General features: G+C 42.1%; 25 protein-coding genes and 1 riboswitch. Of the genes, 23 read left to right on the forward strand and 2 right to left on the reverse strand.

The window, feature by feature from the left end; genetic code table 11:
- The first annotated feature begins 8 nt into the window (after positions 1–8).
- Positions 9–566, forward strand: a complete 558-nt coding sequence (locus KH400_RS07175) for an isoprenylcysteine carboxyl methyltransferase family protein (RefSeq protein ID WP_217223381.1) — start codon at positions 9–11, stop codon at positions 564–566.
- Positions 567–655: 89 nt separating this feature from the next.
- Here the strand turns inward: KH400_RS07175 and KH400_RS07180 are convergent, their stop codons facing one another.
- The gene (locus KH400_RS07180) at positions 656–964 is read right to left on the reverse strand and encodes a hypothetical protein (protein WP_217223383.1); all 309 of its coding nucleotides are present in this window, start codon (positions 962–964) and stop codon (positions 656–658) included.
- A gap of 200 nt (positions 965–1,164) precedes the next feature.
- On the opposite strand from KH400_RS07180, the gene KH400_RS07185 reads away from it, so the two are divergent.
- From KH400_RS07185 to purD, 15 genes are all read left to right on the forward strand, one after another.
- Positions 1,165–1,590, forward strand: coding sequence for a LysM peptidoglycan-binding domain-containing protein (locus tag KH400_RS07185; protein ID WP_217223385.1), 426 nt, complete (start codon positions 1,165–1,167; stop codon positions 1,588–1,590).
- 118 nt (positions 1,591–1,708) lie between these two features.
- Positions 1,709–1,840 carry a YjcZ family sporulation protein gene (locus KH400_RS07190; protein WP_217223387.1) on the forward strand — a complete coding sequence of 44 codons (132 nt, stop codon included), beginning with the start codon at positions 1,709–1,711 and terminating at the stop codon, positions 1,838–1,840.
- Between the two features lie 276 nt (positions 1,841–2,116).
- Positions 2,117–2,317: an NETI motif-containing protein gene (locus KH400_RS07195; protein WP_217223389.1), complete on the forward strand. Its 201-nt coding sequence runs from the start codon at positions 2,117–2,119 to the stop codon at positions 2,315–2,317.
- An 89-nt stretch (positions 2,318–2,406) separates the two neighbouring features.
- Positions 2,407–2,508, forward strand: a riboswitch (purine riboswitch).
- A gap of 143 nt (positions 2,509–2,651) precedes the next feature.
- Positions 2,652–3,137, forward strand: coding sequence for a 5-(carboxyamino)imidazole ribonucleotide mutase (gene purE, locus KH400_RS07200; RefSeq protein ID WP_217223391.1), 486 nt, complete (start codon positions 2,652–2,654; stop codon positions 3,135–3,137).
- A complete protein-coding gene (gene purK, locus KH400_RS07205; RefSeq protein WP_217223393.1) occupies positions 3,134–4,255 on the forward strand; it encodes a 5-(carboxyamino)imidazole ribonucleotide synthase in 1,122 nt (373 codons plus the stop codon). Before purE ends, purK begins: the two co-directional genes overlap by 4 nt.
- A 54-nt stretch (positions 4,256–4,309) precedes the next feature.
- Positions 4,310–5,605: an adenylosuccinate lyase gene (gene purB / locus KH400_RS07210; RefSeq protein WP_217223396.1), complete on the forward strand. Its 1,296-nt coding sequence runs from the start codon at positions 4,310–4,312 to the stop codon at positions 5,603–5,605.
- A gap of 79 nt (positions 5,606–5,684) precedes the next feature.
- Positions 5,685–6,407 carry a phosphoribosylaminoimidazolesuccinocarboxamide synthase gene (gene purC / locus KH400_RS07215; RefSeq protein ID WP_217223399.1) on the forward strand — a complete coding sequence of 241 codons (723 nt, stop codon included), beginning with the start codon at positions 5,685–5,687 and terminating at the stop codon, positions 6,405–6,407.
- Complete coding sequence (gene purS, locus KH400_RS07220; RefSeq protein ID WP_217223403.1) at positions 6,395–6,649, forward strand: phosphoribosylformylglycinamidine synthase subunit PurS; 255 nt, start codon at positions 6,395–6,397, stop codon at positions 6,647–6,649. The genes purC and purS overlap by 13 nt, the downstream gene beginning before the upstream one ends.
- A complete protein-coding gene (gene purQ, locus KH400_RS07225; protein WP_217223406.1) occupies positions 6,646–7,329 on the forward strand; it encodes a phosphoribosylformylglycinamidine synthase subunit PurQ in 684 nt (227 codons plus the stop codon). Before purS ends, purQ begins: the two co-directional genes overlap by 4 nt.
- A complete protein-coding gene (gene purL / locus KH400_RS07230) occupies positions 7,313–9,538 on the forward strand; it encodes a phosphoribosylformylglycinamidine synthase subunit PurL (protein ID WP_217223409.1) in 2,226 nt (741 codons plus the stop codon). Before purQ ends, purL begins: the two co-directional genes overlap by 17 nt.
- Complete coding sequence (gene purF / locus KH400_RS07235; protein WP_217223413.1) at positions 9,514–10,926, forward strand: amidophosphoribosyltransferase; 1,413 nt, start codon at positions 9,514–9,516, stop codon at positions 10,924–10,926. Before purL ends, purF begins: the two co-directional genes overlap by 25 nt.
- A gap of 38 nt (positions 10,927–10,964) precedes the next feature.
- Entirely contained in the window at positions 10,965–12,005 is a 1,041-nt protein-coding gene (purM, locus tag KH400_RS07240) for a phosphoribosylformylglycinamidine cyclo-ligase (RefSeq protein WP_217223415.1), read from the forward strand.
- Positions 12,002–12,589, forward strand: coding sequence for a phosphoribosylglycinamide formyltransferase (purN, locus tag KH400_RS07245; protein WP_217223416.1), 588 nt, complete (start codon positions 12,002–12,004; stop codon positions 12,587–12,589). The genes purM and purN overlap by 4 nt, the downstream gene beginning before the upstream one ends.
- A gap of 20 nt (positions 12,590–12,609) precedes the next feature.
- A complete protein-coding gene (purH, locus tag KH400_RS07250) occupies positions 12,610–14,148 on the forward strand; it encodes a bifunctional phosphoribosylaminoimidazolecarboxamide formyltransferase/IMP cyclohydrolase (RefSeq protein ID WP_217223418.1) in 1,539 nt (512 codons plus the stop codon).
- Positions 14,149–14,200: 52 nt separating this feature from the next.
- On the forward strand, positions 14,201–15,475 hold the full coding sequence (purD, locus tag KH400_RS07255; RefSeq protein WP_217223420.1) for a phosphoribosylamine--glycine ligase: 1,275 nt from the start codon (positions 14,201–14,203) through the stop codon (positions 15,473–15,475).
- Positions 15,476–15,566: 91 nt separating this feature from the next.
- Here the strand turns inward: purD and KH400_RS07260 are convergent, their stop codons facing one another.
- Positions 15,567–15,848, reverse strand: a complete 282-nt coding sequence (locus KH400_RS07260; protein WP_217223422.1) for a YgaP family membrane protein — start codon at positions 15,846–15,848, stop codon at positions 15,567–15,569.
- A gap of 158 nt (positions 15,849–16,006) precedes the next feature.
- On the opposite strand from KH400_RS07260, the gene KH400_RS07265 reads away from it, so the two are divergent.
- From KH400_RS07265 to KH400_RS07295, 7 genes are all read left to right on the forward strand, one after another.
- Positions 16,007–17,749, forward strand: coding sequence for an adenine deaminase C-terminal domain-containing protein (locus tag KH400_RS07265; RefSeq protein WP_217223424.1), 1,743 nt, complete (start codon positions 16,007–16,009; stop codon positions 17,747–17,749).
- Positions 17,750–17,805: 56 nt separating this feature from the next.
- Positions 17,806–18,900: a DUF3048 domain-containing protein gene (locus KH400_RS07270; protein ID WP_217223427.1), complete on the forward strand. Its 1,095-nt coding sequence runs from the start codon at positions 17,806–17,808 to the stop codon at positions 18,898–18,900.
- On the forward strand, positions 18,887–19,195 hold the full coding sequence (locus tag KH400_RS07275; RefSeq protein ID WP_217223429.1) for a YerC/YecD family TrpR-related protein: 309 nt from the start codon (positions 18,887–18,889) through the stop codon (positions 19,193–19,195). The genes KH400_RS07270 and KH400_RS07275 overlap by 14 nt, the downstream gene beginning before the upstream one ends.
- Positions 19,196–19,365: 170 nt before the next feature.
- Complete coding sequence (pcrB, locus tag KH400_RS07280; RefSeq protein WP_217223431.1) at positions 19,366–20,052, forward strand: heptaprenylglyceryl phosphate synthase; 687 nt, start codon at positions 19,366–19,368, stop codon at positions 20,050–20,052.
- 50 nt (positions 20,053–20,102) lie between these two features.
- Positions 20,103–22,352: a DNA helicase PcrA gene (pcrA, locus tag KH400_RS07285; protein WP_217223433.1), complete on the forward strand. Its 2,250-nt coding sequence runs from the start codon at positions 20,103–20,105 to the stop codon at positions 22,350–22,352.
- A gap of 15 nt (positions 22,353–22,367) precedes the next feature.
- Positions 22,368–24,374, forward strand: coding sequence for an NAD-dependent DNA ligase LigA (gene ligA / locus KH400_RS07290; RefSeq protein WP_217223436.1), 2,007 nt, complete (start codon positions 22,368–22,370; stop codon positions 24,372–24,374).
- 60 nt (positions 24,375–24,434) lie between these two features.
- On the forward strand, positions 24,435–25,607 hold the full coding sequence (locus KH400_RS07295; protein WP_217223438.1) for a CamS family sex pheromone protein: 1,173 nt from the start codon (positions 24,435–24,437) through the stop codon (positions 25,605–25,607).
- The last annotated feature ends 173 nt before the right edge of the window (positions 25,608–25,780 follow it).

The following is a 25,780-nucleotide window of genomic DNA, read 5'->3' on the forward strand; positions in this document are numbered from 1 at the left end:
GTCATTGGATGGCACTGTTTTTCATGCTGATTAGCGTGGTGATCGTACAGCGAATGATTGAGCTTTTGATTGCAAATAAAAATGCGCTAGTGATAAAGGAAAAAGGCGGTTATGAAGTTGGTAGAGAGCATTACAAATATATTGTTGCTCTCCATATCGGTTTTTTTGCCTCGTTCGTGTCAGAAGTTCTGTTATTTGATCGGTCGTTATTTACTTGGTGGTGGTTCCCGCTTCTTCTTTTTGGAGCAGCCCAACTAGCGCGGGCATGGAGCTTGTCTTCGTTAGGGGTATTTTGGAATACAAGAATTATTGTCCTACCTGGGGCTGAGGTTATTGCCAAAGGACCTTATCGATTTATGAAACACCCTAACTATGTCATTGTTGCTACAGAGTTGATTGCATTACCACTATTGTTTCAGGCTTATGTAACAGCGGTTGTATTTACGATTCTAAATGCGGTAATGATGATCATTCGAATACCGATTGAAGAGAGAGCCTTAATGGAGGCGACAAATTATCAAAAGGTATTTCAAAGCCAATTTCGATTTTTTCCTAAATTTAAATAAAGGCGTTTACCTAAAGATAGGATGCCCCAAATGATGATGGAAATCACTTTTCTGGGACATCCTTTTTTTATTTTCGGTGCTGCTGCTCCTTAATCAAATGGTTGATCTTTCTTTAGGTTGTTTTCCGATTCCTCGTTATCATCCTCTTCGTTAAATAGCTGTTCAATCGCTTTCTCGGACACACTTTCTATAGGACTATTAGTTTCTTCATCGTTTTCATTTTCTTTAGGAGGACAGCAAATGTTAAATTCGTCGCCAATAATATATTCTCCAGCAACAAACTTTGAGTTGGCTTGGTGGCCCTTATGAATCGAGGGGCCAAAGTTAATGGAACCTCCTCGAGCATGATTGATGCTTAAGTGATGAATATTGGTTTGATGCCGATATTTTCTCATCATCCTTACCTCCCTCGTCACTGTCCTTTCTTTATTAGTATGAAAACCGGGACAACCTTGTATAGATTACAATCACTTCATAGTTAAAGTTGGGTGGTTGTCTGATGATAAGATTGGAATGACAAAAAATTCTCGGTACAAATACCAAAATCAATTGTTTTTGAATATGAATATGATGACATCTGCTTAGAGGAGGAATATCATTGAAAACTCACCATTGTAAACATGGAGAAACGCTATATGTATTAGCAGAGAAGTATGATATTGATGTTAACTTACTGCTTAACTATAACCAACATATTCATGATCCGGCTAGCATTCTTGAGGGTACACAAGTAATCATCCCGTCAATGTCAGGTCATAAGGGTTTACACAAGCACCATTCAGTTACAAAAGGAAATGTCTGTGCCTATGTTAGTGACGAACCTATTAAATATAAAAAGCTGACAAATGTCCTCTGGCCATCGCAAGACTATGCTGTAGGTTATGGATCACATACTACGCTTACCCCTTACGATCAGAGCATACACCTCCCATACCGATCTGCACAGCAACAGCAGCTTCAAACGAGCTATCAGCAAATGAATTTTTATCCTCAGTATTACTATCCGAATGGGTATTATTATTAACGATCTTTCATTGATAACGTAAGCTGGGGACTGCGAGAGCTAATTCCGCTGTTATCATAAACAACATAGCACCCTACTGCATAGTTTATTAGTAGTTAGCATCAAAGGGGGTGTTCTTGTGTACGGTTGCTATGGTCCAGGTTACGGGTATGGCGCTCCAACGTATGGATACGGTGCGGGACGTGGCTTTGCGTTAATTGTCGTGCTGTTTATCCTCTTAATTATCATTGGAGCTTCTTGGGTTAGATAAGCAAAGTTGATACGATGCTGTATGAAGATCTCCATCGCGGTAGTCGGGAAAATCTCGACTGCCGCGATTTTTTGCGCTTCTGTACCTACAGTGTTCAGATAGTGCTATGACACGATTATAGTCTTGACATAGGAAGGGTTGACTTGTCACGTTATTGTCACTTCTAAAAGCTAGTTGCCGATGTTTAGGTGATTGGACTAGAATGAAAAAGGGTAAACTGTTGATAAGATTATTTTATGAGCTCGAAGTGAAAAGAATTTGGGGGTTGAAGTCACGGTGAGTAAAAAGCCAGCAAAACAACGATTTGAAGTTCAGGAAAATGAAACGATTGATGACTGTTTGAAACGAATGCAGAACGAAGGGTATATGCCAACTCGTAGGTTTGAGCAACCTGTTTTTAAAGAAGAAAAAAAGAATGGCAAGATTGAGCCTGTTTATTTACGGCAAAAAATTATTTTCGAAGGGAAACTGCAGTAAAATACGAACAATTAATAACAATGTTAAAACATTGTTCGATTTTTCGTTGACAAGTAATCTTACAAACTGCTACTATAAAAGCAACAGAAATAGTACTCAATTACATACCTCATATAATCTTGGGAATATGGCCCATAAGTTTCTACCTAATGACCATAAATCATTAGACTATGAGGGAAAGCCTTAAACAACTATGTTGCAGTCAAGCAGTTTTAGATGACGCTAACGCCTAGTGTTGGTTTGCTTTCTCGCCTAGAAGAAACAAAACCATGCACTAGGTTTTTTTGTATAGATTAATAGAAGGATAGATAACTAGCGCTAGGAGGACTCAAAAATGAACCCTTTAGTAGGTGTAATTATGGGGAGTACATCAGATTGGGAAACGATGGAGCATGCGTGTAAGGTACTAGAAGAACTAGAGGTTCCGTTTGAAAAAAAGGTTGTTTCTGCGCATAGGACACCTGATCTTATGTTTTCATATGCAGAACAAGCCAAAGAACGTGGCATCAAAGTCATCATCGCAGGGGCAGGCGGCGCTGCACATTTACCTGGGATGGTAGCAGCGAAAACGACGCTTCCTGTTATCGGTGTCCCGGTGCAATCGAAGGCCTTAAATGGACTTGATTCACTTTTGTCGATTGTGCAAATGCCGGGTGGTGTTCCGGTAGCGACAGTAGCGATCGGTAAGGCAGGAGCAACGAATGCAGGCCTCTTAGCAGCACAAATGCTTGGAACACAAATTCCAGCCATTGATGAAAGAATTGAAAAAAGAAGAAAAGAAACCTCAGATAAAGTGTTAGAAAGCAGTGAAACATTATGAACAAGTTGATTAAACCAGGGGACACATTAGGAATACTAGGCGGTGGTCAGCTTGGACGAATGATGGCAATTGCAGCAAAAGAGATGGGCTATAAGATTGCCGTGCTTGAACCAAAAGCGGATTCTCCGTGCGGTCAAGTCGCTGATGTTGAAGTGATCGCTAATTATGATGATCTAAATGGTGCCAAACAGTTAGCTGAACAATGTCAACTACTAACGTATGAATTTGAAAATATCAATGCGGATACGGCAGCTTGGCTTGAAAATAATCTCTACTTACCGCAAGGAAGCCAGCTATTATCGGTAACTCAAGATCGCGGCCGTGAAAAACGTGCGATTGAGTCCTTTGCCATCCAAGTAGCCCCGTATCGACTTATCGAGTCGTTTGCCGATTTAATAGCCGCCATTGATGAGATTGGCACGCCATCAGTGTTAAAAACATGCCGAGGTGGCTATGACGGTAAAGGGCAAGTCGTGATTAAAGAACAAGCTGATATTGAACAGGCTTATCAAACGCTAGAAAACAAAGGACAGCTTGTACTCGAACAATGGATTCCATTTGAAAAGGAATTGTCAGTGATTGTTTCAAGAAGTGTCTCAGGTGAAGTGAAGACGTTCCCGGTTGCTGAAAATATTCACCGCGACAATATACTACATCAATCGATTGTACCAGCGCGTATATCGGCTCATGTCGAACAAAAAGCAGAAGAGATTGCGAAGAAGCTGGCACAATCGTTTGAAATGGTGGGTACACTTGCCGTTGAAATGTTTTTAACAAAAAGTGGTGACATCTATGTCAATGAATTAGCGCCCCGACCGCATAACTCTGGTCATTATACGATTGATGCATGTGAAACGTCGCAATTTCAACAACATATTCGCGCTGTTTGCGATTGGCCATTAGGGGAAACAAACTTATTAAAGCCGGTCGTTATGGTGAATATACTTGGTGAACATGTCGATGCTGTGATCGACAAAATTCCTGAGTTTTCCGACGTGAAGTTGCATTTGTACGGGAAAGAGGAAGCGAAATCAAAACGGAAAATGGGGCACGTGAATATTCTTGCAGATCATGTCGATGAGGCATTAGAAAAAGCTGAAGCGCTGAACATTTGGTAGGTATGATAAAATGACAACGACAGGTAATTTAGGAAAAAGACTGGAGGAACTGAAATGATTGAACGTTATACACGCCCTGAAATGGGGGCGATCTGGACAGAGGAGAACCGCTTTAAAGCTTGGCTGGAGGTTGAAATTGTTGCTTGTGAGGCATGGGCTGAGCTTGGGGATATCCCAAAAGGTGATGTGGAGAAAATTCGCGAAAAAGCGACATTTGATGTTGAGCGCATCCATGAAATCGAAGCAGAGACTCGACATGATGTCGTGGCATTTACACGAGCGGTTTCCGAAAGCTTAGGAGAAGAGCGAAAATGGGTCCATTACGGGTTAACTTCAACAGACGTTGTAGATACCGCATTATCATACTTACTAAAACAAGCGAATGAGATTCTTGAGAAGGACTTAACAAACTTCTTAGAGATTTTAAAAGACAAGGCCGTTGCACATAAATATACAGTCATGATGGGACGTACTCATGGTGTTCATGCTGAGCCAACAACCTTTGGGTTAAAACTCGCTCTTTGGTACGAAGAGATGAAGCGGAACATTGAGCGTTTCAAGCAAGCAGCAGAAGGTGTACGTGTAGGTAAATTATCAGGAGCTGTTGGTACATACGCCAACATTGATCCATTTATTGAACAATATGTGTGTGAGAACCTTGGCCTTGAACGAGCATCCGTCTCAACGCAAACCTTGCAGCGTGATCGCCATGCCAATTATCTAGCAACATTAGCACTTATTGCTTCTTCAATTGAAAAGTTTGCGGTTGAAGTACGCGGTCTGCAAAAGAGTGAGACGCGTGAAGTTGAGGAGTTTTTTGCTAAAGGTCAAAAAGGATCATCAGCGATGCCTCATAAACGAAACCCAGTCGGTTCCGAGAACATGACGGGGCTAGCGCGAGTGATTCGTGGGCATATGCTAACCGCTTATGAAAATGTGCCGTTATGGCATGAGCGTGACATTTCTCATTCATCAGCCGAACGAATTATTCTTCCTGATGCAACAATTGCCCTAAATTATATGCTCAACCGCTTTGGGAATATCATCAAAAACTTAACGGTTTTCCCTGAGAACATGAAACGCAACATGACAAGAACATATGGATTAATTTATTCACAGCGTGTCCTGCTTTCGTTAATTGACAAAGGCATGGTACGTGAAGAAGCGTATGATCTTGTACAACCAAAAGCGATGGAAGCATGGGAAAAAGGGATTCAATTCCGTGAGCTCGTGGAGCAGGAAGAGAGAATTACTTCTGTACTGACACCAGAGGAAATTGAAAACTGCTTTGATTATAATCACCACTTAAAGCATGTTGATACCATTTTTGACCGTGTTGGTTTAGCCTAAAAACAAAAAAAGAGGGAGCGTATTTGCTCCCTCTGCAAAATAAAAAGTTTAAATATTCCGATTTTTGGGGGTCCTAAGCGTGGAAAAACAAGAGTTGTTATATGAAGGGAAAGCCAAGCGAATTTTTAAGACCGAAGACCCAAACGTATTATGGGTTGAGTATAAGGACGAGGCGACAGCATTTAACGGTGAGAAGAAAGATACAGTTGTTGGGAAAGCGAAATTAAATAACCAAATTACTTCACTACTGTTTGAACGGTTAACAGAAACTGGTGTTCACAATCACTTTGTTAAACAGTTATCAGAAACAGAGCAGCTCGTTAAAAAGGTGACAATCATTCCATTGGAAGTTGTCGTTCGTAATATCGTTGCTGGAAGTTTAGCGAAGCGCGTTGGTATGGAAGAAGGCACACCGCTCGACGAGCCAATCGTTGAGTATTATTACAAAGATGATGATCTCGGTGATCCGATGGTAGCTGAAGACCATATTAAACTACTAAAGGTTGCTACACCAGAACAGCTGCAACAAATGAGAAAGGTTGGCTTACAAGTCAATGAAGCTTTGATTAACCATTTTAAATCTGTAAACATTCGACTCGTTGATTTCAAGTTAGAGTTTGGGCTAACGAGTACTGGAGAGCTTCTTCTTGCAGATGAGGTTTCACCGGACACTTGCCGATTGTGGGATATCGATAGCAATGAAAAATTTGACAAAGACGTCTACCGAAGAAACCTTGGAACAATCCAAGATGCTTATCAAGAAATTTTAAATCGATTAGGGGGATCAGCATGTACAAAGTAAAGGTATATATCACATTAAAAGAGAGTGTCCTTGATCCACAAGGAAGTGCCGTGCAAAACTCATTACACGCATTAACATATAACGAAGTACAGGAAGTAAGAATTGGTAAATATATGGAGCTGACCTTAGAAAAGGGCGACTACGATTTAGATACTAGAGTAAAAGAAATGTGTGAGAAGTTGCTTGCGAATACAGTTATTGAAGATTATACCTATGAAGTTGAGGAGGTTATTCCCTCATGAAGTTTGCAGTAATCGTATTTCCGGGCTCAAACTGTGATGCTGATATGTTCCATGCCATCAAGGATGAATTAGGGGAAGAGGTTGAGTACGTATGGCATACAGAAGATAATCTTGACCGTTTTGATGGTATTTTACTTCCAGGTGGTTTTTCTTATGGTGACTATTTACGCTCTGGGGCGATTGCTAGATTCGCACGGATTATGGAAGCTGTTAAGCAAGCTGCAGAAGCAGGCAAACCTGTATTAGGTGTATGCAATGGCTTTCAAGTGCTGCTAGAAGCAGGCTTACTGCCAGGTGCTATGAAGCGAAATGAGAACTTGAAGTTTATCTGTCGACAAGTAGAATTGATCGTCGAAAATAATGAAACGATATTTACGACAGGTTATGAAAATCATGAAGTGATCACGATTCCGGTTGCCCATGGTGATGGGAACTATTACTGTGACGATGAGACGTTACAACATTTACTAGATAACAAGCAAATTGTGTTCCGTTATAAAGACAACATCAATGGATCAAGAGATCGCATTGCTGGGGTTTGTAATGAAAACGGCAATGTCCTTGGGATGATGCCTCACCCTGAGCGTGCTGTTGATGAATTACTTGGCAGTGCAGATGGCTTGCAGTTATTTAAATCAATTCTACGAAATTGGAGGGAAACCCATGTCCTTACACCGTGAACCTACACCAGAAATGATTAAAGAACAACGACTCTATACTGAAATGGGGTTATCAGACAAAGAGTTTGAAATGGTAGAAAACATTTTAGGACGGAGACCAAACTATACGGAAACAGGCTTGTTTTCCGTGATGTGGTCTGAACACTGTAGCTATAAAAACTCAAAAGTCGTGCTTAAGAAATTCCCTGTGGATGGGGAAAAGGTGCTGCAAGGGCCTGGTGAAGGTGCAGGAATCATTGATATTGGTGATGAACAAGCGGTTGTATTTAAAATCGAAAGTCATAACCACCCATCAGCGATTGAACCTTATCAAGGAGCTGCTACAGGTGTCGGAGGAATTCTCCGTGATGTGTTTTCAATGGGAGCTCGTCCAATTTCGCTGTTAAATTCACTCCGTTTTGGAGAACTAGATTCACCGAAAGTAAAATATCTTTTTGAAGAAGTGGTCGCAGGGATTGCAGGTTACGGAAACTGTATCGGTGTACCGACCGTTGGTGGTGAGGTTCAGTTCGATCCTTGTTATGAGGGCAACCCGCTCGTTAATGCGATGTGTGTTGGTTTAATCGACCATAAAGACATTCAAAAAGGTCTAGCCAAAGGTGTTGGCAATACGGTGATGTATGTAGGAGCAAGCACAGGTCGAGATGGTATTCATGGAGCGACATTTGCTTCAGAAGAGTTGAGTGAGAACTCAGACGAGAAGAGGCCAGCGGTTCAAGTTGGAGATCCATTTATGGAAAAACTATTACTTGAAGCTTGCTTAGAATTGATTCAATCAGATGCACTTGTCGGTATTCAAGATATGGGAGCTGCGGGCCTAACGTCTTCATCGGCAGAAATGGCTAGTAAAGCTGGCTCAGGGATTGAAATGGACCTTGACAAAGTTCCACAACGTGAAAAAGGTATGACACCATACGAGATGATGCTATCAGAATCGCAAGAACGTATGTTAATCGTCGTTAAAAAAGGTCGAGAGCAAGAGATCAAAGACATTTTTGATCGTTGGGGACTATTATCGACTGAGGTTGGGCGTGTGACTGATGATCAAAGACTACGACTCTACCATAATGGTGAGATTGTTGCCGATGTTCCTGTCGATTCACTAGCTGAAGATGCACCGGTTTATCACCAGCCATCAAGCATGCCAACGTATTACGAGGAGTTTCAAAAGCAAGATGATTTCATTCCTGCTATTAGCGATGTGAAAGAATCGTTTTTAAACTTACTTGCACAGCCGACGGTTGCTAGCAAGGAATGGGTATATGATCAATATGATTACATGGTACAAACAAATACGGTAGTAAGCCCTGGTTCTGATGCAGCTGTTGTTCGGGTTCGTGGAACGAGAAAAGCTCTTGCAATGACGACAGATTGTAATTCACGTTACATCTACTTGGATCCTGAAGTTGGTGGCAAGATTGCAATCGCTGAAGCTGCGCGCAATATTGTTTGTTCTGGAGGTCAACCGTTAGGTGTTACGGATTGCTTAAACTACGGTAGCCCAGAGAACCCGGAAATCTTTTGGCAAATTGAAAAGTCAACAGATGGCATGAGTGAAGCATGCCATACGCTATCAACGCCAGTGATTGGTGGGAATGTCTCGCTTTATAACGAGACAAATGGTGTTGCTGTGTATCCAACACCAGTCATTGGAATGGTTGGCTTAATTGAGGATCTTGACCATATTACAAAGCAGTCCTTTAAGGAGGCCGGAGACCTGATCTACTTAATTGGTGAAACAAAGGCTGAGTTTGGTGGAAGTGAACTGCAAAAGCTTGTGAACTCAGAAATTTCCGGAAAGGCACCAAGCATTGATTTGGAAGATGAGCAAGCGAAACAAGCACAATTGTTAGCAGCGATTCGTGCGGGTGTTGTTGAAAGTGCTCATGATGTCGCTGAAGGCGGTCTAAGTATCGCACTAGCAGAATCAATCATTGACGGAGAAGTAGGTGCGGAGGTGACAATTGACGGAGAAGTTGTTACTGACCTGTTTGCTGAGTCACAGTCACGTTTTATCGTTTCGGTAAAACCTGAAAACCAAGCAACGTTTGAGGAACTTGTCGATGCAAAAGTGATTGGTCGAGTGGTAAGCGAGCCTAGTCTAACGGTTACGCATGAAAACGGCACAAACGTATTACAAGCTTCGACAGAGGAAATTCAAGCGGCCTGGAAAGGAGCTATTCCATGCTTACTGAAATCAAAGGCTTAAACGAAGAATGTGGGGTATTTGCTGTTTGGGGACATAAAGATGCTGCTCAGATTACCTACTATGGACTTCACAGTCTTCAACACCGAGGTCAAGAGGGAGCAGGCATTGTTGTTACTGATGGCGAGGAGCTATCCATTCATAAAGGCTTAGGGCTTGTTACAGAAGCATTTAGTCAAGGGGAGCTTGATACCTTACATGGGAAAGCGGCGATCGGTCATGTTCGCTATGCAACAGCTGGAGGCGGTGGACTTGTTAATTGTCAACCGCTTCTCTTCCAATCGCAAACGGATGGGTTAGCGGTGGCTCACAACGGAAACCTTGTCAACGCGAATGCACTAAAGCATCAACTAGAGGGGCAAGGGAGTATTTTCCAATCGACATCAGATACAGAGGTTGTCGCTCATTTAATTAAGCGTAGTGCCTATCAAAGGACAGAAGATAAATTAAAGAACGCACTTTCGATGATCAAAGGAGCCTATGCCTTTGCAGTATTAACAGAAAACAAGCTCATGATTGCTCTTGATCCAAATGGGTTACGACCATTGTCCATCGGGAGAATCGGTGAAGCTTATGTGGTTGCTTCAGAAACATGTGCGTTCGATGTTGTTGGTGCAACGTATGAACGTGATGTACAGCCTGGTGAATTGCTTGTCATTGATGATGAAGGAATGCGCTCGGAGATGTTTTCAACTTCGACGTCAAGGGCGATTTGTAGTATGGAATACATTTACTTTGCCCGCCCAGATAGTAATATTGATGACATTAATGTTCATACAGCAAGAAAAAACCTAGGTAAGCAACTGGCCATGGAGTATCCGGTTGAAGCAGATGTCGTTACCGGTGTCCCTGATTCAAGTATTTCAGCAGCGATCGGTTACGCAGAGCAGGCTGGGATCCCTTATGAACTTGGCTTAATTAAAAACCGCTATGTTGGACGGACGTTTATTAAGCCATCACAAGAACTAAGAGAGCAAGGCGTGAAGATGAAGTTATCTGCTGTACGTGGAGTCGTTGAAGGCAAGCGTGTGGTCATCATTGATGACTCAATTGTTAGAGGAACAACGAGTCGACGCATTGTGAAGATGTTACGTGAAGCAGGGGCGACCGAAGTTCATGTGCGGATTAGTTCACCACCGATTACGAACCCATGCTTTTATGGCATTGACACATCAACAACTGATGAATTAATTGCCGCCAATTTATCGATTGAAGAAATGAGAGAGATGATGGGTGCTGATACGCTGTCATTTTTAAGTATAGAAGGATTAAAGAACGGTATTGGGCGCTCTGATCTAGATCCTAACCATGGACAATGTTTAGCCTGTTTTACAGGAAGTTACCCGACTGAAATCTATCCAGACACACTTCACCCACATGCGAAAGTTTAAGATTGGACGGAAAAAATAATTGATGAGGGGGATTTAGAATGTCGGATGCGTATAAACAAGCCGGTGTTGATATTGAAGCAGGCTATGAATCAGTAGAGCGGATCAAGAAGCATGTCAACAAAACAATGCGACCAGAGGTAATGGGAGGACTTGGAGCATTTGGGGGAATGTTCGACCTTTCGAACTTTCAGCTTAATGAGCCCGTTTTAATTTCGGGGACGGACGGTGTCGGAACGAAGCTGATGTTAGCTTTTATGCTTGATAAGCATGATACAATTGGCATTGATGCTGTTGCAATGTGTGTGAATGATATCGTTGTTCAAGGAGCAGAGCCTTTATATATGCTTGATTATATTGCCTGTGGAAAGTCTGTGCCTGAGCGAATTGAAGCGATCGTTAAAGGAATTGCCAATGGCTGTGAGCAAGCGGGATGTGCTCTTGTTGGTGGAGAAACAGCTGAAATGCCTGGGATGTATGAGGAAGATGAGTATGACCTTGCTGGTTTTGCTGTTGGGATTGCTGAGAAATCCAAGCTGATTACTGGTGAAAAAATAAGCGACGGTGACGTCATTATTGGTCTTGCTTCAAATGGACTCCATAGTAATGGTTTTTCACTTGTTCGCAAAGTATTACTTGATGACCATAATCTTGATCTAACAAAAACGTATGATGGCTTTGATCGAACACTGGGAGAAGAGTTGTTAGAGCCGACACGTATCTATGTTAAACCGCTATTAGAGCTGATAAAACACCATCAAATCAAAGGTATATCTCATATTACCGGCGGTGGTTTTTATGAAAATATCCCGCGGATGTTGCCAGAAGGAATGGGCGCTACCATTGAGCCTGGTTCATGGACCGTTCCTACGATCTTCTCATTTATTGAGGAAAAAGGGAATATAGCAAAGGGAGATCTATTTTCGACGTTTAACATGGGCATTGGGATGGCGCTTGTCGTAGCTGAAGAAGATGCTGAAGTAGTCCTATCAGAACTAGAAAAATCAGGTGAACAGGCGTTTCGCATCGGACGAACGAAAGCGGGCGATGGTGTGACGATCGGGGGCATTGATCACGTATGAAAAAGATAGCAGTATTTGCTTCAGGGACGGGATCAAACTTCAGTGCGATCATTGACGCGGTGCATGCAGGGCAACTAGCCGTTGATGTCAAAGTTCTCATCTGTGATCGCCCTCATGCAAAAGTCATTGAGAAAGCAAAAGCGAACGGAATCCCGACGTTTACGTTTACACCAAAGCAGTTTGAAGGGAAACAGGCGTATGAGCAGGAGATATTGCGTGAATTAAAGGCAAAAAACGTTGAGTTTATCGCATTAGCAGGCTATATGAGGCTGGTTGGCGAAACGCTATTAAAAGCTTATGAAGGTAAAATTGTGAACATTCATCCTTCATTGTTACCTGCTTTTCCAGGGAAGGATGCGATTGGTCAAGCATTTCAAGCCAGAGTGAAAGTGACAGGTGTGACGATTCACTTTGTTGATGAAGGGATGGACACCGGTCCGATCATTGCACAAGAAGCAGTAAAAATAGACGAGCAAGATAAGATTGAGGACGTAACGAAGAAAATTCAAACAGTTGAGCACCAATTATATCCAAAAGTATTAAAAGAGTTGCTTGAGGATAAACGTCTAATCAACCAGGTTTGAACTGAAGGGAGAAACAAGAAATGACGATCAAACGAGCATTAATAAGTGTATCCAATAAAGAAGGCATTGTGGAGTTTGCCAAACAATTAGCAGATGCGGGTGTTGAGATTGTTTCCACAGGCGGTACGAAAAATGCGATTGCAGACGCAGGTGTTCCAGTCATTGGTATTTCAGAAGTGACCGGATTTCCAGAAATTTTAGATGGGCGAGTAAAAACATTACACCCGAAAATTCATGGTGGGTTACTTGCGATGCGCGAGTCAAATGATCACCTACAGCAGTTAGAAGACCATGAAATCACTCCAATTGACCTTGTTGTTGTGAATTTGTATCCATTTCAGCAGACGATTGCTAAGCCAGATGTAACATTTGCCGATGCGATTGAAAATATTGATATTGGTGGACCGAGTATGTTACGAGCTGCTGCTAAAAATCATAAACATGTGACAGTCATTGTAGATCCCGCTGATTATTCGACTGTGTTATCAGAAGTTAAAGAAAGCGGTGCTGTTGAAGGGGAAACACGACGTAAACTTGCGGCTAAAGTATTCCGTCATACAGCAGCATACGATGCTGTAATTTCTGAGTATTTAACAAAAGAGGTTGGCGAGGAAAGTCCTGAATCTTTGACGGTTACATATGAGAAGAAACAGGACCTTCGATACGGAGAAAACCCACATCAAAAGGCGACGTTCTATAGTAAACCATTAGTAGAGGAAAATTCTATTGCTAATGCCGAGCAGCTCCATGGAAAAGCGTTGTCTTATAATAACATCAATGATGCTGATGCCGCACTAGCGATTGTAAAAGAATTTGAAGAGCCAGCCGTAGTTGCTGTCAAACATATGAACCCATGTGGGGTAGGTATTGGTGACTCCATTGAGGCTGCTTACGATAAGGCATATGAAGCAGATCCGGTTTCGATTTTCGGAGGTATTATCGCGGCAAACCGTGAAATAGATCGTGATACGGCTTTGAAAATGAAAGAAATCTTCCTAGAAATTATTATTGCTCCTTCGTTTACAGATGAAGCTCTAGAAGTTCTGACAACGAAGAAGAACCTCCGTCTTCTTACAGTTGGTGTAAATCAAGCGGAAGAAGCGGAGAAGAAGGTAACATCGATTCATGGTGGTGCCCTCGTCCAAGAAGAAGATGTCTATGGACTTGCCGATGCAGAGCTTTCAGTACCAACCAAGCGGGAGCCTACGCCAGAAGAGTGGAAGGCATTAAAGCTTGCTTGGAAGGTTGTCAAACATGTGAAATCGAATGCGATCGTGTTGGCAAAAGACGATATGACGATAGGTGTCGGTGCTGGACAAATGAACCGTGTTGGTGCAGCTAAAATTGCTATTGAGCAAGCAGGAGAGCAAGGGGCTGGTGCAGTTATGGGCTCAGATGCCTTTTTCCCGATGAACGATACGGTAACTGAAGCTGGTAAGGCTGGTGTGACTGCGATTATCCAGCCAGGAGGCTCCATTCGCGACCAAGAATCAATAGATAAGGCAGATGAGCTTGGGATCGCGATGGTATGTACTGGAGTTCGTCATTTCAAACATTAAAAAATAAAAAGGACCTTTATACGTAAAGGTGTCAAAGTGGGAGAGGATTTTCGTGAAAGTTCTTGTCATTGGCGCTGGCGGCCGTGAGCATACAATCGCTTGGAAAGTCGCGCAAAGCGAAAAAGTTACACAAGTCTATGTAGCCCCTGGTAATGATGGCATGAGCGATGTTGCCACTGTCGTTGACATTGCCGAAGATGACCATCAGCAGTTACTTTCATTTGCAAAAGAGGAGAACGTAGATGTAACAATTGTAGGGCCTGAAGTTCCTTTACTGGCAGGGGTTGTTGATCTTTTTGAAGAGGCTGGGTTGCGTGTATTTGGCCCTACAAAAGCTGCCGCATTAATTGAAGGTAGTAAATCATTTGCAAAAGAAATGATGGTGAAATACAAGATCCCAACTGGGTATTATGAAACATTTTCGTCTTATGATAAAGCTAAAGCTTATGTTGAAGAAAAAGGAGCTCCTATTGTCATTAAAGCTGACGGACTAGCCGCTGGTAAGGGTGTTGTCGTTGCGATGACAAAAGAAGAGGCTATTTCTAGCTTGTACGAGATGTTAGAGGAAGGGCAATTCGGTGAGTCTAGTGCAACGGTTGTAATTGAAGAGTATTTAGAAGGCGAGGAGCTTTCCTTAATGGCTTTTGTTCATGGGACTACGGTTGTACCTATGGTTGGTGCTCAAGACCATAAGCGCGCTTTTGACAACGACGAAGGGCCGAATACAGGTGGTATGGGTGCATACTCACCCGTTCCGCAATTTGACCAAAAAGACTTAGATGAAGCCATGGAGACCATCTTACAACCAATGGCTGAAGCGCTTGTGAAAGAAGATAGAAAATTTACTGGTATTCTCTATGCCGGATTAATGATGACATCTGCTGGCCCGAAGGTGATTGAATTTAACGCACGATTTGGTGACCCGGAAACACAAGTCGTTTTACCACGTTTAGAAACGGATCTAGTTGATGTTATTCTTCGTTTGCTAGATGGAGAGAAACCAGAATTAACTTGGACTGATGAGGCTGTTGTTGGGGTTGTCTTAGCGGCTAAAGGATATCCGAAGTCTTATGAAAAAGGAAAAGTTATTGCAGGATTGGATCAGTTAAGTGAAGATGCACTTGTTTACCATGCAGGAACGAAAGTTGACAACGGTGAATTCGTAACCAATGGTGGGCGTGTACTTTTAGTCGCGGGTAAGGCAGCGGGATTAAAGGAAGCGCAACAAGTGGTTTATGAAGATGTTAAAAAGGTCAATTGCACAGATCTTTTTTATCGTAAAGATATAGGAGAAAAAGCGATAGCGAACGAGCGAGTATCTTTGTAGAGAAAAGATACTCATGTTCAAAGGCTTAACTGAATAATCTATAGAAATAAACCTTATAAGATGAAAAAGTCTTATAAGGTTTATTTTTTAATTAGTTATAATGATTAGGGAGATAGGTATGCTGTTGTTGGTTGTTTTGATTATTTTTTAGATTTGAATAGCCTTCTTCAGCTAATTCTGTTAACGGACAAAAACGGGTAATTCCCTCAGCGACTTTCATCGCGCCAAGTGCAACGCAGAGGAGGACGCTTGTATCGCTGCGATTGTTAAATGTTGAACTGTTACGAACAAGCTTAGCAGTTGCCCATGCTAAAATAGTGAACCCAGCAGTGATTCGAACCATAGCATTTACGATTCCGATATTCGGTTTCATAGCAAAACGACACCTTTCAACTAAAGATTTCAAATTTTTTAACATTTGTTACAGAAACTTTAATGTGTTAAATAGCAAAAATATGGTAGGATAGTAGAAACACTAAAAAATATACAAGTAGTAAAGATAGAAAATGTTTAAGAAATGGGTGATAGGCGATGACAGAACGAATTTACCGTTGGACAAAGAAGCATTTACGAGAACAGTTAGCGGTTGTTCGTGGTGATATGTCACCAACAATCGTTTTAGAGAACGCAACATACTTAAATAGTGTGCGTAGACAATGGTTTACAGCAAATATTTGGATTTATAAGGATCGAATTGTATACGTTGGTGATGCGTTTCCGGATCGTGTAGAGAACACTGAGGTTGTTGATTGCAGTGAACACTACATTGTACCTGGATATATTGAACACCATGCTCACCCGTTTCAATTATATAATCCCCACTCGCTTGCGAAATATGCAGCATTACGAGGAACGACAACATTAATTAATGATAATATGATGTTCTTTTTACATTTGGATAAAAAGAAAGCGCTTTCCGCAGTTGAGAAATTAGATGAGCTCCCGACATCGATGTATTGGTGGTGTCGTTATGATGCGCAAACCGAGTTAGAGGAAGAGGAAGAGTTGTTTTCAAATTCTAAAATGAAAGCATGGTTAGAGCATCATCTGGTGATTCAAGGGGGAGAGTTAACATCTTGGCCTAAAGTATTGAGCGGTGATGATTCAATCTTACATTGGATGCAAGAGACGACTCGTTTGCGTAAACCGATTGAAGGTCACTTACCGGGAGCTAGTGAAAAAACGCTCTCACAGATGGCGTTGTTAGGGGTGACATGTGACCATGAGGCAATAAATGGTAAAGAAGCCTTAATGCGTTTGAACTTAGGTTATACAACATCTTTACGTTATTCTTCAATTCGTCCTGATTTGCCAAAAATGTTAGAGGAATTACAAGAGTTAGGCGTTGATGATTATAGTCGCGTCCTATTTACCACAGATGGATCAACGCCAGCTTTCTATGAACAAGGTGTTATTGATAAGTTGATCAAAATTGCAATTGATAAAGGAGTTCCAATTGTTGATGCGTATGCGATGGGGACGTATAATGTCGCTAGGTATTATAACATCGACCATAAGCTGGGCATGATAGCACCAGGGCGAATGGCGCATCTAAACTTCTTAACTAAAAAGGAAGATCCCGTACCGACCTCAGTGTTGGCTAAAGGACAATGGATCCGTTATCAAGGTGAAGACTGTTACCCAGAGTCGACGTTTCCGTGGGAAGACTATGGTGTTAAGCCGTTAGACATTGACTGGGAATTAACGGACGATGATTTGCATTTTTCAATGCCGTTAGGAATAGAATTGTCTAACGCCGTCATACTCAAACCTTATCAAGTCTCAAGAGAAGTTACCGTTGATTCCTTATCATATGATCATGATGAATGTTTTTTTGTTTTAATTGACCGTAATGGAAAATGGATGATTAATACGGTGATCAAAGGATTTGCTAGCCGGTTATCAGGGTTTGCAAGCTCATTTTCAAACACTGGTGATATTGTCTTGATTGGAAAAAATAAAAAGGACATGGTCGTTGCATTCAATGCTTTAAAGAAAGCTGGCGGTGGGATGTTCATTGTTGAAGATGAACAAGTGGTCAGTCAGATTGAACTTCCTTTGTTTGGGATGTTGTCAAATAAGCCAATGCCAGAGCTTATCGCAGAACACAAAGAGTTTGTTGATTTATTACGCGCTAGAGGGTATGAGCATCAGGACCCTGTCTATACGCTTCTCTTCTTTTCATCCACACATTTGCCGTATATTCGGGTGACACAACGTGGAATCTATGATGTTCATAAGAAAACAGTACTCTTTCCTTCGATTATGCGTTAAACTATAAAAGGATATACTGATGTATAATAATTTGGCATGTTGAGGTAGGGTTTAGTATGAAACGATTATTTTTAGTACTCATGGCGAGTTCTCTAGTCTTATTTGCTTGTGGCTCGAGTGAGGATGTGACGACTGAAGAAGAAGGTCGCGATGAAATCGATGTGATCAATGAAAGTGAACCAGAGGATGAGGAGACCATTGATGAGGTGACATTTGATTATGTCAGTCCATTAACAGGTGAAGGTACAGATGACTCGGTTCGCCATCGGGCCATTGCTGTGATGATTAATAATGCCCCACAAGCGAGGCCACAGTCAGGAGTACACCAAGCAGATCTTGTTTATGAGGTGTTGGCCGAAGGGGCTGTGACGCGTCTGTTAGCTATGTTCCACAGTGAACAGCCAGATGTCATTGGTCCTGTCCGTAGTGCGAGAGGGTATTATATTGATTTAGCAAATGGGTATGACTCATTATATGTTACGCATGGCTGGAGTCCCGAGGCTCAACAAATGTTAGAAAGACAAGGGAAAGCTGATTTCCTGAGTGGTCTTTATCATGATGGAACACTTTTCGAGCGATCATCAGAACGTGTTGCACCACATAACTCCTACATTTCATATGACGATATGGTTCGTGGGTTAGAAGATAAAGGGTACCAATTGGAGCGACATATCGAACCATTATTATTTTATGAAGGTGAGCCGGAGATTGGCGGTGTGAAGGCTGAAGATGTTACGGTTAGCTACCTAGATAGGTATTATGTAACCTATAGGTACGATGAGGACGAGCAAGTTTACCACCGCTTTAATGGTGATGACCAATCCGTTGATCATGAAACGGGTGATCCGGTAGCATTGGAAAATGTCCTTATTGTTGAAATGAGTCATCGCATAGTTGATGATGTCGGTCGCCGAAGCATTAATCTTACTTCTGGAGGGAAGGGCGTGCTCTTACAGCAAGGCAGAGCTCAGCAGATCGATTGGGTCAACGAGGGTGGACGTATTTTGCCTGTTTCTGATGGAGAAACGGTTCCATTCTTGCCGGGGCAAACATGGATTAATATCGTGCCCGACTCGCCAGGGATTGAAGAAGGTGTCATAATAACGGATTTTAGTAATGAGGAAGGTGTGGTTGAAAGTGCAAATCGATAAATTGCGAGGCAAAGAATTAGACCAGTTGTTTAACGCGATTTTGTCATTAGAAGATTTGGAAGAGTGTTACCAGTTCTTTGATGATCTCTGCACAATTAATGAAATTCAATCGTTGGCACAACGGTTAGAAGTGGCTCGAATGCTACGGAATGGCTTTACGTATCATAAAATTGAAACGGAAACAGGTGCAAGTACAGCAACAATTTCACGAGTAAAGCGGTGCTTAAATTATGGTAATGATGGTTATAAAATGACATTAGAACGGGTAAGCGAAAAGGAAGAGACAGCCGAATAGTAGTACGAACGTAAGGAAAACAATCACAACTGCTGATGATGCGAGCGTGGTTGTTTTTATTTTTTTCGTACCTGTTTAGATAACGTCCTGTTTTTTGTTATAATCATCAAATGAAGTAATAGTAGAGGAAATTGATTGTAAATTTACATAGAGATAGGGGAGCCATTTTCATGCTTAATTATCTAGAATGGACACATGTCTTTAAGCTTGATCCAAATAAAGAAATTAGCGATGCTGACTTAGAAAAAATTTGTGAGTCAGGTACAGACGGAATTATTGTTGGTGGTAGCGATGGGGTTACACTCGATAATACGTTACAATTATTAGCGCGTGTGAGAAGGTATCCGGTCGCTTGTGCCTTAGAGGTGTCAACGATTGACTCGATAACCCCAGGGTTCGATCACTATTTTATTCCATCGGTACTAAACAGTAACGAGGTAAAATGGGTGACTGGTTTGCATCACCAAGCTGTTAAAGAATTCGGGCCGATTATGAATTGGGATGAAATTGTCATGGAAGGGTATTGTATACTAAATCCGGAATCAAAAGCAGCCAAGCTGACAGATGCAAACACATCTTTAACCGAAGAAGATGTTGTTGCCTATGCTCGTATGGCTGAACACATGTATCGCTTTCCAATTTTTTATATTGAATACAGCGGAGTCTTTGGTGATCCAGCCATTGTAAAAGCTGCCAAAGATGTACTTGAGGAGACTAGACTTGTTTACGGAGGCGGGATTACAACGACAGAGCAAGCAAGAGAGATTTCATTGATTGCAGACACCGTTGTCGTAGGTAACATCATCTATGATGACCTCAACGCCGCTCTTGCAACTGTGAAGGCGGTCAAAGAATAAATTGAAAGGCACTACGTTATCAGATACAATGTAATGAGAACATATGTTTTATGAGGGGCGTGATCATTGTGCAGGAACAAATCATCGCGAAAATGCTTGCAGGTTTGAACCCTGAGCAGAAAAAAGCGGTTAAACATACGGAAGGGCCACTGTTGTTAATGGCTGGGGCAGGGAGCGGCAAGACACGTGTTTTAACACACCGGATCGCTTATTTATTACGTGAAAAAGGAGTTGCCCCTTGGAATGTATTGGCGATTACGTTTACGAATAAGGCGGCTCGCGAAATGAAGGATCGGGTCGCAGCACTTGTTGGACCTATTGCAGAAGACATCTGGATTTCAACGTTCCACTCCATGTGTGTGCGAATCCTCCGTCGTGACATTGATCGGATTGGTGTAAGTCGTAACTTTACGATCTTAGATTCGACTGACCAATTATCATTGATTAAGCAAGTGATAAAATCGAAAAACATCGACCCAAAGAAGTTTGAGCCGCGCAGCATACTAGGAACGATCAGTTCCGCGAAAAATGAGTTGAAAAAACCAGCCGAATTTGCTAAAACAGCCTCTGGGCCCTATGAAGAGACAGCAGCAGATGTCTATACGGAATATCAACAACAACTGAAGAAGAATCAGTCACTCGATTTTGATGACTTGATCATGAAAACGATCCAATTGTTTAAGCAAGTACCCGAAGTACTAGAGCATTACCAACGTAAGTTTCAATTTATTCATGTGGATGAGTATCAGGATACAAACCGAGCGCAATATGTGTTAGTCAATATGCTTGGTGAGAGATTTAAAAATATTTGTGTTGTCGGGGATTCGGATCAATCGATTTATCGTTGGCGCGGAGCTGATATTAAAAACATCTTATCTTTTGAACAAGATTATCCTAATGCAGAGGTGATCTTGCTTGAACAAAATTACCGTTCGACAAAAACGATTTTAGATGCGGCTAACCAAGTGATTGCAAATAACCTCAACCGTAAGCCGAAAAACTTATGGACTGAAAATCAATCCGGGAATAAGATCGCTTATTATGAGGCAGGCAGTGAGCAGGATGAATCCTACTTTGTCGTTGATAAAATTCGTGAAGCGGTCCGTAGTGGGGATCATAAATATTCAGATATTGCGATCCTTTACCGAACAAATGCTCAATCCCGTGTCATTGAGGAAATGTTACTCAAGTCAAACATTGAGTATAACATCGTCGGCGGTACAAAGTTCTATGACAGAAAAGAGATCAAAGATTTACTTGCTTACTTACGAGTGATTGCAAATCCTGATGATGATTTAAGCTTGCAGCGCATTGTTAATGTTCCAAAACGAGGGATCGGTGCGGCAACGGTTGATAAAATTATTCATTTTGCAGCTGGACAAGGGATTTCAATGTATAGTGCCTTGCAAGAGATTGAAGAGATTGGTTTAAGTGCCCGTGCCTTAAATAAATTAAAGGACTTTAGTGAGCAAGTAAAAGGCTGGGTTCAGATGCAAGATTATTTATCTGTTTCTGAACTCGTTGAAGAACTGCTTGATAAAACAGGCTACCGCGAGATGTTAAAAAATGAAAATACGATTGAGTCGCAAAGTCGTCTAGAGAATATCGAGGAATTTCTATCGGTTACAAATGATTTTGAAAGCAAAAATGAGGACAAGTCTTTAATTGCCTTTTTAACGGATCTAGCTCTAGTCGCTGATATTGACAAGCTTGATGAAGATGAAGAAGGTCCAACGGATGCAGTGGTATTAATGACACTTCACGCAGCCAAAGGTTTGGAGTTTCCAATCGTCTTTTTAATTGGACTAGAAGAAGGTGTTTTTCCACATAGCCGCTCCTTATTTGAGGCTGAAGAGATGGAAGAGGAGCGTCGCCTAGCTTATGTTGGTATTACACGTGCAGAAGAAAAACTGTATTTTACCAATGCGAAGATGCGTACGCTATTTGGAAGAACCAATACAAATCCGCCGTCACGCTTTATTAGTGAGATTCCAGAGGATTCACTTGAACGATTAAATGAAGAAAGTGCCAAGCCTGAACCAGCATGGGCCAAGGCATCGCGTGGAGCAAGAACAAGCCCTGTGGCGGCAAAAGCAAAGTCGACCCCAACGACGACAGTGACAGGTGGCGATCAATTTAGTTGGAGTGTAGGAGATAAAGCGGAGCACAAAAAGTGGGGGATCGGCACGGTTGTTAGTTTGAAGGGAGAAGGCGATTCAGTAGAGTTAGACATCGCTTTTCCACCGCCTACTGGTGTTAAACGTTTATTTGCAAAGTTTGCTCCGATTACAAAGAGGTAAGAAAGGATCGAAGGAATGGACGAGAAAAAAGCGATACAGCGAATCGAAAAGTTGCGTGAACAGCTTGAGGATTATGGTTACCATTATTATGTCTTAGATCAACCGCTCGTGTCTGATGCAGAGTATGATCAATTAATGCAAGAGCTAATAAAACTTGAAGATCAATTCCCTCATTTGAAAACAGAGCACTCTCCGACGGTCCGTGTCGGTGGAGAACCACTGCCTCACTTTGAAAAGGTCCAGCATGAAATCCCAATGCTCAGCTTAGGGAATGCTTTCTCTGAGGATGATCTTCGGGACTTTGACCGTAGAGTGAGACAAGGGATTGAGGCGGATTGTACGTACACGTGTGAATTGAAAATTGATGGGTTAGCCGTTTCGCTGCGCTACAAGGAAGGAAAGTTTGTCCGTGGTGCAACACGGGGGGATGGTACGACTGGTGAAGATATTACCACTAATTTAAAAACTGTTCGATCGATTCCGTTAACGTTAAAAGAAGCCGTTGATATCGAGGTACGCGGTGAAGTATTTATGCCGAAGCGTTCGTTTGAAACATTAAATCAGGCAAAAGAAGCTGCTGGTGAGGAGAAGTTTGCTAATCCACGAAATGCTGCTGCTGGCTCACTGCGACAATTAGATCCTAAGATTGCAGCAAAACGGAATTTGGATATCTTTTTATATAGCATTGGACAAATCAATAATGACGAGATTACGGCTCATTATGAAGCGATACAATATTTACATCGTTTAGGCTTTAAAGTAAATGATGAAACGAAACACTGCGAGTCGATAGAAGAAGTCATTGATTATGTCAATAGTTGGGTTGAACGCCGGTCTGGTTTACCGTATGAGATCGATGGAATTGTCATTAAGGTCGATTCACTTCCTTACCAAGAGGAGCTGGGTTTTACAGCGAAAAGTCCAAGGTGGGCGATTGCTTATAAATTTCCAGCTGAAGAGGTCGTAACAAAGCTTGAAGGGATCGAACTTAGTGTCGGCCGGACTGGGGTTGTGACGCCAACGGCACTCCTTTCTCCCGTAGCTGTTGCTGGAACGACAGTAAAGCGAGCATCTCTACACAATGAGGACTTAATTCGTGAAAAAGATATTAAGATTGGTGACTCGGTCGTTATCAAAAAAGCCGGTGACATTATTCCTGAGGTGGTCAATGTGTTGGCTGAGTTACGAACAGGTGACGAAGAGGATTTTGCAATGCCAACGCATTGCCCAGAATGTGAGAGTGAACTTGTTCGTTTAGAAGGGGAAGTCGCCCTGCGATGTATTAACCCAAAGTGTCCGGCGCAAATCCGTGAAGGGTTGATTCATTTTGTTTCCAGAAATGCGATGAACATTGATGGTCTTGGTGAAAAGGTGATTGCACAGCTTTTTGAAAAAGGGCTTGTGCAAGATGTTGCCGACTTATATAAGCTTGAACGTGAACAGTTATTAACCCTTGAGCGCATGGGGGAAAAGTCAGTTGAGAATCTATTACAGGCAATTGAAGCGACAAAGGACAATTCACTAGAGAAGCTTCTCTTTGGTCTAGGCATACGTTTTGTCGGAGCGAAAGCAGCGAAAACGTTAGCGATGCATTTTGAAACGGTTGAACAACTGCAACAAGCGTCTTTTGATGAACTAGTAGCGATCAATGAAATTGGTGAGAAGATGGCTGATTCAGTTGTTAGCTATTTTGAAAAGCCAGAAGTAGAAGAGTTAATCGAAGAGTTAAGGCGCTTAGGCATTCATTTAACGTATAAAGGGCCAAAGCAACCGGATCCTGAGACGATTGATTCAAGCTTTGCTAGTAAGACGTTTGTGTTAACTGGAAAACTTGAGCAAATGAACCGCAATGATGCGAAGGCGGAAATTGAAAGCCTAGGTGGGAAGGTCACTGGCAGTGTCAGTAAGAACACAGATGTTCTAGTTGCTGGTGAGGATGCAGGTTCAAAGTTAGCTAAAGCTGAGAAATTAGGCGTTGAGGTCTGGGATGAAGCGCGCCTTGTTACTGAGTTGCAAAGGTAAGACAATGAATATGATGTTCACGTTCATGATGTTGAACATGATGGATGAGGAGTGAGGAAGATGGTCAAACGGATGAGCGTGATCGTCTTAGCAAGTATGATTTTCCTTTCAGGTTGTTTGCCGATTCTTGAAAGGGAAGAGGAAATGATTGAAGTAGAAGAGGAAAATGAACAAGTCGTTGAATTAAGTCCTGAGGTTGATACACCCGAAAACTACTACCGTAGTGTCCTTTATGACGGATCGTACCCACACGGGGAAGGGCGAGGATTTGGAAATGCTGTTGTCGATAATCGTCTTGATTTAGAGCAACTTGAGGTTGGATTAACTTCAATTGCATCCGGTCATTTTGATCCTGATACGTATTTTTTCAGGGAAGGACACTTCATTAATCGGACTGAAATCAATAGTTGGCTGATGCGTTATCATGAAGAAGATAATCCAGAAGGTCTGAACCCAGCGTTAGGTGAGGGGGAGACGCTACCTGACCAAGAAGAGAGCAGGCCCCGCTATATATCCCATATTCTTGAACATAATTACCTGGTCGAAAATGAGAATGGTAATCTTGAATTAGGAGGCATAGTGATTGGTCTCTCGCTAAACCAAATGTATTATTTCCGTGAGCGTTATGAGGACGGGACCTATAGCCATACGTATGAAGTCCCGATTGACGAAGAGACGATGATCCGCGAAGGTCAGAATATTGCCGACCAAGTGGTTGAACGACTTCGAGATCCAAACCGTGAGGATGGTATGCTATCTAATGTCCCGATCGTTATTGCACTGTTTCAGGAACAAACCCGTGATTCAGTCGTTCCGGGTCGATTTGTTGCCTCAGCGGTCGCAGATCCAGGCAAAAGTATCGAACGTTGGCAACGGATTAATGAACGCTATTATTTATTTCCTTCGAATGAAGCAAGCAATGAACAGCGAGTGGATACTGATCGCTTCTTAAAGTTACGCGAAGATATTAATGGCTTTTTCGATAACTATGTCGGGGTGGTTGGCCGTGGCTATTATCAAAATGATCAGCTCCAAGAGTTGACGATTGATGTCCCCATTCAGTTTTATGGGAAAACAGAAGTGATTGCTTTCTCACAGTTTATTGCAGACCGAATCACACAAACGTTTCCAAATGACCTTAAGTTACAAGTGTATGTGACATCGGTTTCCCAACAAGAAAGCGTGATTGTTCGTAATCCGAATGAGGAGCCGTTTATTCACATTTATAGATAGAAAGAGGGAGTCGGGACAACACTAGTTAAACGATTGGCAATGGCTTCACTCGACACATGCCCGTTGTGAGAAATCCACTCACAATGGGCTTTTTTATTTTTAATGAATTGTTGTTATAGTGGGAAAGTTAAAGGTATAGTTACGTTTTATCCACCTCGGTTAGTTGAGATGGA

Source organism: Desertibacillus haloalkaliphilus, from assembly GCF_019039105.1.
GTDB classification, from domain to species: Bacteria; Bacillota; Bacilli; order Bacillales; family KJ1-10-99; genus Desertibacillus; species Desertibacillus haloalkaliphilus.

Coding starts and splice junctions, on each gene's coding strand:
- pcrB (WP_217223431.1), top strand. CDS start 19,366: ATGCTTAATTATCTAGAATGGACACATGTCTTTAAGCTTGATCCAAAT.
- purE (WP_217223391.1), top strand. CDS start 2,652: ATGAACCCTTTAGTAGGTGTAATTATGGGGAGTACATCAGATTGGGAA.
- KH400_RS07175 (WP_217223381.1), top strand. CDS start 9: ATGGCACTGTTTTTCATGCTGATTAGCGTGGTGATCGTACAGCGAATG.
- pcrA (WP_217223433.1), top strand. CDS start 20,103: ATGAGGGGCGTGATCATTGTGCAGGAACAAATCATCGCGAAAATGCTT.
- KH400_RS07180 (WP_217223383.1), bottom strand. CDS start 964: ATGATGAGAAAATATCGGCATCAAACCAATATTCATCACTTAAGCATC.
- purK (WP_217223393.1), top strand. CDS start 3,134: ATGAACAAGTTGATTAAACCAGGGGACACATTAGGAATACTAGGCGGT.
- KH400_RS07260 (WP_217223422.1), bottom strand. CDS start 15,848: ATGAAACCGAATATCGGAATCGTAAATGCTATGGTTCGAATCACTGCT.
- purH (WP_217223418.1), top strand. CDS start 12,610: ATGACGATCAAACGAGCATTAATAAGTGTATCCAATAAAGAAGGCATT.
- purM (WP_217223415.1), top strand. CDS start 10,965: ATGTCGGATGCGTATAAACAAGCCGGTGTTGATATTGAAGCAGGCTAT.
- purF (WP_217223413.1), top strand. CDS start 9,514: ATGCTTACTGAAATCAAAGGCTTAAACGAAGAATGTGGGGTATTTGCT.
- purQ (WP_217223406.1), top strand. CDS start 6,646: ATGAAGTTTGCAGTAATCGTATTTCCGGGCTCAAACTGTGATGCTGAT.
- purN (WP_217223416.1), top strand. CDS start 12,002: ATGAAAAAGATAGCAGTATTTGCTTCAGGGACGGGATCAAACTTCAGT.
- purB (WP_217223396.1), top strand. CDS start 4,310: ATGATTGAACGTTATACACGCCCTGAAATGGGGGCGATCTGGACAGAG.
- KH400_RS07295 (WP_217223438.1), top strand. CDS start 24,435: ATGGTCAAACGGATGAGCGTGATCGTCTTAGCAAGTATGATTTTCCTT.
- ligA (WP_217223436.1), top strand. CDS start 22,368: ATGGACGAGAAAAAAGCGATACAGCGAATCGAAAAGTTGCGTGAACAG.
- purS (WP_217223403.1), top strand. CDS start 6,395: ATGTACAAAGTAAAGGTATATATCACATTAAAAGAGAGTGTCCTTGAT.
- purL (WP_217223409.1), top strand. CDS start 7,313: ATGTCCTTACACCGTGAACCTACACCAGAAATGATTAAAGAACAACGA.
- KH400_RS07265 (WP_217223424.1), top strand. CDS start 16,007: ATGACAGAACGAATTTACCGTTGGACAAAGAAGCATTTACGAGAACAG.
- KH400_RS07270 (WP_217223427.1), top strand. CDS start 17,806: ATGAAACGATTATTTTTAGTACTCATGGCGAGTTCTCTAGTCTTATTT.